Raw genomic sequence first — 8,274 nt, 5'->3', positions numbered from 1 at the left:
CGGTTTCGCCATCCCGCCTCCCCACGCTGCTTGGAGAACTCATTTCCAACCAGCACAACGAGCAACCCGGCGAACCTTCCCGGTCACAGCACTAGAGGCAGCGGTACGAATAGAAGGAAGGTCCTGCTGGCGCTTCGCCACCGTGGTTGTCCCCGGCGGCTGGCGCAGTTTCGTTTCCCCGGTGAAACCACCCCTGCTCAGCCGGGTGAAATCCCCCGCCACAGGCTTCTGCTAGCGGCCGTCAGCCACTGCAACCGGGCACGTGATCACCACTGTGGTGCGAGCTGCTGCAGTAGCCACCGCCACCCTCGCTCTCGCCCTCCCCACCACCGCTCAGGCAGCCGGTACCACGCCCCGCCTGACACCCCAGACCCTGCCGATCAGCCTCGCCGTGGACGCCCTGCCCTGGCCTACGAATCACGCGACGGCTACCAGCGCGCCAGCTTCAAGCACTGCGACGCCGGTGGCCTCCCCAACGACGTACGCTCGGCGGCCTCACACGGCCCGCAGGCACTTCGGACGCGGCCACTGGCAGAAGGTCCTCGACAGGTACGAGGCCACGCACCCCGAAACCCACCTGCTCCGGGTCCAGACCGCATTCCTCCAGCCCGCCGGGTAGAGCCGGCCCGCCGACGGGCGCGGCAGGTCGCCGGCGCCGGCTGGGTGGTCATGGACGGACGGCCGGTGGTCGACGTCCTGGAATGGGACGGCATCGTCAACCCCGCCCGCCCGTGTGGGTGCAGACGGTACCCATGGCTTCGTCAGCCGGACTCGGACTGCTGGTAGAGACGCTGCGCGAAGGCGCCGAGCGCTGTTCCGTAGCTGGCTTTCCCGTCACCGCTGACGTTCACCGCGACGACGGTTCCCTCCGCCGCGGAATCGCCCGAGAGGTAGGGGCCGCCACTCGAGCCCATCCCCATCAGGCAGGGGACGCGCAACATTGTCTTGCCGGACGCCCATGTGGTGACACCCGAGCAGTGCAGGACACGGTCGGTGTACGGGTAACCGAAGAAGTGAGCCGACCCGCCCGGTTCCGCAAGGAACGCGATGGGTTGGGCACCGGTCACCTCCGATATGTTCCGCCCGTCGCGGCCGGGGTTCATCTCCAGCATCGCGACGTCCAGGCCGTCCTTCTGCCAGTTCTCGGCCATCCTCACCCGGCGTACGGTGAAGCCACCGTGAGGTCCCGTCCCGTTCTGATACCCCGGAACGAAGTAGAGGCCGTTGTCCCAGGTGGCCGCCCTCGCCGGAGCTCCCTTGACCGACGTCCTGACGCAGTGCGCCGCAGTGATCACGGTGCGGACGCCGACAACGGTCGCGGTGCAGGCACCGGAGTTGCCGTCCGCGCCCGCGGCGTACAACCGGCCGACCGTGCGGGCAATCGAGCCACCAGCAGTCCAGGCGGGCTGGACCAGGTCCTCTTTGGCGTCGTTGCGGGCCACGGCTGCCATGCCGCCCCCCGTCCAGTGGTCCTCAGCGGCGATGCGTTCGCTCCCAGCACTGGCGTCGTCGTGCACCACAATGTGCGTTTCAACGGGCGGCGGGCCGTTACGTCCTGCCGTCATGACCGCGCCACAGCCTGTGGCTCCCCACAGGACGAGAACGGCCGCGCCTGCGACTGCCCATCTGCCACGTGCGTCTCTTATGTCCCCCCACACCCTCAATCCCGGTCCTGGTTCATTTCCGGGCCTTTGAGGCTGTGCCCTTCCCGGTCGTGGTTCACCGTCCGTACGAGGTCAAACCCTCGCGGGAGCTTACGACAGAGCCGACGCTGTGGGGCCGTCGGCCCGGTGTGCTGCCTGCGCCGGGTGCTGACCACAGCCCCAAGGTGTCGAAGCGGCCGCCTGCTGAAGCGATCGTCCTCGGCGGGGGCTGTCCTACCGTTGATGGGATGCGCAACTTCTTAGCGGGTCCCGCGGTTTCTGCCGCGGCGTGCCTGGCGCGCTTTCGGTCTCAGTAGGGCAGGGTCCAGGGGCCGTCGCCGAGTTCGGGTGGTTCGGGGTGGAGCATGCCGCGGACGCGGCGGCGCAGCCCTGGCCGAGACCCACCGCCACTCTCCCGAGCTGTCACCGCCTACGCCGGCGCGCACGAGCTGGCAACTGCCGTGGCCCTGCACGGCCTGGGCCGCCACACGGAGGCGGAGGAGGAGGCCCGGCGGGCGCTGACCGCGAGCGAACGCCGCCTCCACCCCAGCCACCCCCGGATGGGTGAGATCCGGGCGCTGCTCGCGCTCATAGCCCCCGCCTGACCCGAAGGCGTCCTCCAGATCCTGACGCCCACCAGCTGGGCGTGCCGCCCGCAGAGCCCCCCGGCGCGCACACGGCTCGGCTTTTGGCCCCGCGGCGTCAGAGCCGGTTCGGTGCCAGGGACCGGGCCGCAGCCTGTCGGACGCTTCGCGTACGGTGCAGGCATGCTCCCGCTGACACTCCTCCCGATGGCCGGCACCGCCGTGCCCGGCACCGGTTTCCGCTCTCCTGCGGGGGCGTGATGGGCCGGGCCTCGCGCCGTTAGGCCGAACGCCGCCTAGCTCCGCCGGCCGTCACGCTCCGCCCCATGGCCGAAGGCGACCTTGCGGCCGCGATGGAGCTGTCCAGGGGCACGGTTGAGCCGTTCTCCCCGGAGAAGTGGTCCGGCCATGTGCAGAGGCCGACGCCCGAAACCCACTTCGCGCGGGGGCTGGTCGCGGAATCCGACGGCGAGGTGATCGGCGTGGCCGTCGGCACCGGCCTGCCCCTGAACCTCCAGGGGCTCACGGTGTCCATGCCTGGCGGCCGCAACCTGCAACCGGGCGTTCCACACACGGCGGGGGAGCAGGCCGGAATCGAACCGGCGTCCTCCCTCTGAGCAAGAGGGCACGTCGACCTCTGCGCTACAGCCCCCCGGCCGCGGTAGGCGCACTCTATGTGCTCCCGCCGGGACCCGCGTTGCGGTTTTCGGGCTTCCCGTTCGCAGCTGTCCGGTGCAGCGCAGTGGCCGTCTGCTGCCGCCCGATTTCCTCCTGGTTCGCGGAGACAGCAGACTCGGCCGAGTAGATGGCGCATGTTGGAAGGACGTCAGTTGACATCGGACATAGGCACGTTTGCCACTCCCTCTGCCAGGTGCTCGCCTGTCTCTGTACTTGTCGACTGGGCGGCCGTGGAGGACTGGCTTGGGCTGCGGCTGCCGGCTGACTACAAGCGGCTCGCCGACCGGTACGGGCCGGTGGACTTCGGTGAGTACGTGTGGATCCACGTGCCGTGCGTGCAGGGCGAGCGCTTCGACTACGGTGAGTGGCTGCGTGCGACGCACCGGGAGGCCCGGATCGGGGCGCGGCAGCTGCCCGAGGCTGAGCGGCCGGTGTTCCACCCTGAGCCCGGCGGTCTGTTGGCCTGGGGTTGCACGCGGGGCAGCGACGTCTTGTTCTGGGACACTTCGGCCTCCGCCGACCCCGACCGGTGGACCGTGGTGGTGCAGCACTCGGGCGCGGTGCCGAGCAGTGGCCTGCTGCGGTGGCACCGGTACGACCTGACGCTCACTGACTATCTGCGGCATACCGTCCGTGACGCCTGGGAGCTCCCTTCTCCTCCCGGCCCGCTGCTGGGCCCGCTGCCGGGCGCCTTCGCGCGGACCGCTTTTCTTCCCGACGCCGAGGCGTGGATTCCGCCCGCGCCGGTCCCGCCCCGGCTCACCGGGGCCGAGCGCCGTGTCGCGCTGGAGACCGGCACCGGGCTGGACGGGCTGCGGGTGCTGACGCCGCCGCCCGAGCGGCCGTACCTCGGCGACGGCTCCTGGGAGGGGCTGTTCGCCGAGCTGGGTACCCGGCTGCCCGGGGAGTACGTGCGGCTGATGGACGGGTACGGCGCCGGCACCTGGAGCGGATGGCTGCGTTTCCACACCCCGCTCCGCACCGGCGAGCGGCGCTTCCTCACACATGTCGAGGACACCGTGGACGCCTACCGGCAGCTCAAGGACGGCCACCCGGGCTCGTACCCGCTGGCCGTCTGGCCCGAGCCCGGCGGCTTCCTCCCCTTCGCCAACTCCATCGACGGCGACTACCTCGGCTGGCTCACCGAAGGCGGGGATCCCGACACCTGGCCGCTGATCGTCTGGCCCCGCCACGCGGACCAGGGACCGCCACTCGACGGCGGCCTGATCGACACCCTCTTGGACTGGCAGCGCGGCACGCTCGTCACCCGTGGGTTCGCCGCCCTGGACGAGGACGATGACCCTGTCGAGTTCGCGGGCTTCGAGCCCTGGGACGACAGCGCCTACTGGTGAGTCCCCTGGCGGGCGGTCACTCACGAGGCACAATCGACCGGTGGCCGCGCACCACTGCAGCGTCGGGTTCGCCGCACTCGTCTCCAAGCCGGGGTCAGCACAGAACCGGCCGCCGTATGACCGGGGCGGGCGGGCGGCGCTCCGGCCCGTGGGGCGTGTGCCGACCATGTCCCCCAGGGCTGGCGCGCCGATCTGGCCCCGTCCCCGCGGTCAGGACTCGGCGTCTTCGGCATCCGTCCCGCCCGCCTCCCAACGGTCGAACCACGCATAGACGGCCTGGGCAGGTGGCTGACCGAACGCGGAGGGGCGTGGAGGTGTCAGGGGATAAACCGGGCCGCGGTTTACGAGGCTTTGGCGTCGGTGTCAGTGCGCTCTTCTATATTCCGGATCATGAGCGGATGGCTGCGGAACCCTCAGGTGCTGGTCGAACAGGCAGCAACGTACAGAGCACTCGCCGGGCGTGGTGAGCTGCGCGAGCTGTCACGTGCGGTGATGCGGGCCGCCTGCGCGAACGGTTCGATGACCGGGGTCGGCGTCGAGAACATGGACCTGTTGCGGGCACTGCCCGACTGCGACCGTCTGACGCTGGCTGCGTTGTGGGCCGAGTGGCACGCACGCGTGGAGAACGACTGGACGGCTGAGGAGTTCAGGCGGGACGTCGACTACCTCCGCACGGAACTGCTCATGGTCGCTTCCGGAGTGGCCCGCGGCCTGGACGGTGGGATTCTGGCCGCCGAGCGTGCGGCACAGCTCGCCGCATTGGGCGACCAGTACGTGGTCTGGTCGCATCACCGGATCTGGGAGCTGGCCGACGCGGAGCTCGCGGCCGGGCGCATACCCGGCCCGGCGGTCCTGGCCGCCTTCCGTCGTACCGTGGCGTCGGCGACGCTGCCCGGATTCCGGCGCACCCAGGCGTCGGCGAACGCAGCCCAGGTCGGCCTGCGCGAGGTCATGGGGCGCTGGCCCGGTCCGCCACTCAACTCCGGGGAGGTCTGGGCCGACCAGGCGCTCAAGGACGCCGGCGTGGGTGGTGAGCCGTGGGGTCGGCTGCTGTCCCACGCTGCTCCGGCGACCGCGAGCGCGCCGTCGGCGAGATGGCGACGGGATTCCCTGGCCCTGATCGAGGAGATCGGCCCGGAGGCAGTACGGGAGGCAGTGCCGAGATGGTTCGAGTTGGCCGGCCTCGACCGCACGGTCCCTCTGGTGGGCCATCCGCATCTTCCGTTCGACGTGAACACCTGCTTCGACGCCCACAACTCCCATGTACTGCGCGGGCTCGCCTGGACTCTCGCTCTCGTGCCCGCCGGGCCGGGCATCGTCGACGCTCTCGCCGGACTCGTCGAGACCTCTCTGGACCAGCGCTCCGGTGAGGTTCCCCGAGCCCCTCATGTGGCGGAAGCGGGCGTTGTAGCCCTGGCCCTCACCGCAGACCCGGCAGCGCGGTGCGAGTTGGAGACCCTCCGCAGGTGGGTCCGGCACAAGGGCACTCTTCTGCGCATCGACAAAGCTCTTGATCACTTGTCAGACAGGTCCTAGCTGGGTAAGGACGGCAGGCCCCGCCGCGGCCGCTGCTGTGCCACTGAGCGCGCGTGACCAACCAGGACCTCGGCCGGCCTGCCGCCGCAGCCGGACGACGGCAGGCCGAGCTGCGCGGTCCGACCGGTCACCGGTGCAACTCCCAGGGACACCGCAGCCGAACTTTGTCGGCGCGGCGCTCACCGGCCTCGTCGCCCGCCCTTTCCGGAAGGGCTGCCACGACGCGAGGCCGCTGTGGCCGCGCCGGTCAGGTGTGGATGAGGCTGTTGGGGCCGTCCTGGTCGTCGGCGGTGTCGTCGTTGAACCAGTGGTCGTCGGCGGCGAGGTAGCGGAAGGAGTGGGTGCTGCCCTTGGGGAGTTCTACGCTGACGGCCCGGTTGCCGTCCTTGCGCGGGGTGAGGGCATGAACGCCGGGGCGCCAGTCGTTGAAGTCCCCGACCACGCTGACCTCGGCCGGGGGAGTGTCTGCGGGGAGGACGAAGGTGACCTTGGCGGAGTTCTTGCGCAGGGCGCGTTCCAGCACGGTAGGGCTCCTGACGGGCACGACAAGGGATACGGGCCCATGCTCGACCCCGGGCAGCGGCTGGGCGCGGTGACGCCGCCGTGGTGTGCCGGCCGGGTCACCCGCCCGCCCCACCCCGGCACGACCCGAGGCGCTCCTGATGATCGGCGGGGGAATGCCAGTGCAGTGACGTCAGCTGGTTGTCAGCGGTTCCGCCCGGGTACAGGGGTGGCCGACCTGCGGGCGGGGAACGCGGACACGTTCGCAGGCCTGGACCGTCTGCGGAGCGTCGCCCCACGGCCGGGGGCGAGCACTCTGTCCGGGTGGGGCTCACCCCGCCCCCGCGCGTCAACGCCCGGCCGCACGCGGACACAGGATGCAATGGGGACTGCTGTGGAGCCGACCTCCGCACGGGCCGCTCCCGGCCCCCGTGGCGCTGTCGACCGCGGGCAGGAACGGCAGCCGTCACACGTCGCCGGTCATCGCCCCGGTCGACAGCATCCAGCTGCTCCTCCCACCCCGGCCTCTGCCCGCACCGCACGTTGATGTAGGACAGCTGCGGCACCGCGCGCCGGCGTCTGCCTGCGCGGCTTGCGGTGACCATCCAGCCCGGTCCCGGCAGGCGTGTACAGCACCGCGAGCGCGGCAGCACCCATGACCACTGCGACCAGCCGTGCCAGCTCCGCCGGACAAGAGCGAGGCAGCCGCACCTGGTCTCGGTGGCTGCCGCGCTCTGCTCCCGTCTACCGGGGCGGGGGATTCCCCGTCGGTGCCCCCGTAGCCCGACGAGAGCCCAGTAGCCTGTCCCGCTTCGCACGCTCGGGCCGCTCCGGGCACATGGCCCAACATGATCAGCTGAGCATTCGTACTGTAGTGAGACGGATGTTACTCAAGGGAACAGAGTGGATACCTTCCGATCCATCCCCTGTTGTTCAAGGGTTCTTCGCCTGGCAGCATAGGGGGGCCTGGCTGAAATCTATGCTGAGGTATGGATGCGATGCTTCCTCGTAAACCCCTGTTCTCCGCGATTCTAGCGGTAACCCTGCTTTTAGTGCTTCTGGCCTCAGTGTTCAGATTGATCGAAAACCGCACGCAAGCCTTCAGTGCAGCGTCGGTACTGATCTCTGGAATTGCCCTAGCTGGGGTCGCGATCTCGCTCACGCTTCAAGGGCAGCAGACAAAGGCCGCCAGAGATGAACGAGACAGGTCGACCCATAGGCAAATGATCTATCTGACTATGGGGGATCGTGCTCTGGCAGAATGCCTGGAACCCCCCAACAGTCCGATGCCCTTCGAGCGGTACCGGCAGATCATATTTGCCAATCTGATCATGGGTAGGTGGTACGCAGCATATCAACTGGGAGACGTGGACGACTCAACTCTCAGGTATACCCTGGAGCGGCATTTTCGTGGTGAGATTGGGAGATTGCATTGGGAATATGGCGGCCATGACTGGCTTCGCGGCGCCATAGGGGGGAATCGGCGAAGGGCTGCAGCGTTCGCTAAAATAGTTGAAAAGAGTTACGAAGCTGCCGTCAATGCCGGGCCTGCAATGCCAGCAGCTGACTACTTCACCAACGGAGAAGCCGACTTGGACCCCCAAAATCCCTGACAGTCGGCAAAGAACCCAGCCGACAGGGCCCTTTGGGCGGCGGGTTCGTTGAACACGCCGACGAGCAGCGCGATGGACAGCCGTGCGACCGTCACGACCACCGCGACGGGACTGGAGTGGCAGCCGGCCGTGGCGGCGGGTGGGGCTCTGCACGGGGGTTGCTGCTCTCGCGGCCGCCCTGTAGGAGGGCAGGTGGCCGGACGCCCGCCACGCGGTCACCGACCTGCGCGAGGACCTCTTCCGGCTCGACGCGCTCCTGCCCCCAGCCAGGAGGCAGGCCAGGACCACGACCAGGGTCTGAAGGGCAGGCGAACGACGCCGGAGCCAAGGTGCCGCCGAGGCGGGCTCCCTTCTGTGCCAACTGTGC

General features: G+C 69.5%; 6 protein-coding genes and 1 tRNA gene. 4 read left to right on the top strand and 3 right to left on the bottom strand.

Translation table 11 applies throughout. From position 1 onward, the window contains the following. Positions 1–761: 761 nt before the first annotated feature. Positions 762–1,565 carry a trypsin-like serine peptidase gene (locus AB0F82_RS30240; RefSeq protein ID WP_362633024.1) on the bottom strand — a complete coding sequence of 268 codons (804 nt, stop codon included), beginning with the start codon at positions 1,563–1,565 and terminating at the stop codon, positions 762–764. Positions 1,566–2,104: 539 nt separating this feature from the next. On the opposite strand from AB0F82_RS30240, the gene AB0F82_RS30235 reads away from it, so the two are divergent. Next, positions 2,105–2,248, top strand: coding sequence for a hypothetical protein (locus AB0F82_RS30235; RefSeq protein WP_362633022.1), 144 nt, complete (start codon positions 2,105–2,107; stop codon positions 2,246–2,248). Positions 2,249–2,806: 558 nt separating this feature from the next. Here the strand turns inward: AB0F82_RS30235 and AB0F82_RS30230 are convergent. Next, positions 2,807–2,879: transfer RNA gene (locus AB0F82_RS30230), tRNA-Ser, on the bottom strand. A gap of 256 nt (positions 2,880–3,135) precedes the next feature. On the opposite strand from AB0F82_RS30230, the gene AB0F82_RS30225 reads away from it, so the two are divergent. Both AB0F82_RS30225 and AB0F82_RS30220 read left to right on the top strand, forming a co-directional pair. Continuing rightward, positions 3,136–4,257, top strand: a complete 1,122-nt coding sequence (locus AB0F82_RS30225; RefSeq protein ID WP_362633019.1) for an SMI1/KNR4 family protein — start codon at positions 3,136–3,138, stop codon at positions 4,255–4,257. Between the two features lie 390 nt (positions 4,258–4,647). Continuing rightward, entirely contained in the window at positions 4,648–5,793 is a 1,146-nt protein-coding gene (locus tag AB0F82_RS30220) for a hypothetical protein (protein WP_362633017.1), read from the top strand. Positions 5,794–6,040: 247 nt separating this feature from the next. Here AB0F82_RS30220 and AB0F82_RS30215 read toward each other — a convergent pair whose 3' ends face one another. Further along, positions 6,041–6,316: an isoamylase early set domain-containing protein gene (locus tag AB0F82_RS30215; RefSeq protein WP_362633014.1), complete on the bottom strand. Its 276-nt coding sequence runs from the start codon at positions 6,314–6,316 to the stop codon at positions 6,041–6,043. A 967-nt stretch (positions 6,317–7,283) separates the two neighbouring features. Between AB0F82_RS30215 and AB0F82_RS30210 the strand changes: the two genes are divergently transcribed. Beyond that, entirely contained in the window at positions 7,284–7,907 is a 624-nt protein-coding gene (locus AB0F82_RS30210) for a DUF6082 family protein (RefSeq protein WP_159040625.1), read from the top strand. Positions 7,908–8,274 lie beyond the last annotated feature (367 nt).

The sequence above is a fragment of the Streptomyces virginiae genome, from assembly GCF_040638905.1.
In the GTDB taxonomy this organism is placed as follows: domain Bacteria; phylum Actinomycetota; class Actinomycetes; order Streptomycetales; family Streptomycetaceae; genus Streptomyces; species Streptomyces virginiae_B.
This window is presented reverse-complemented; position numbering and strand designations above follow the sequence as displayed.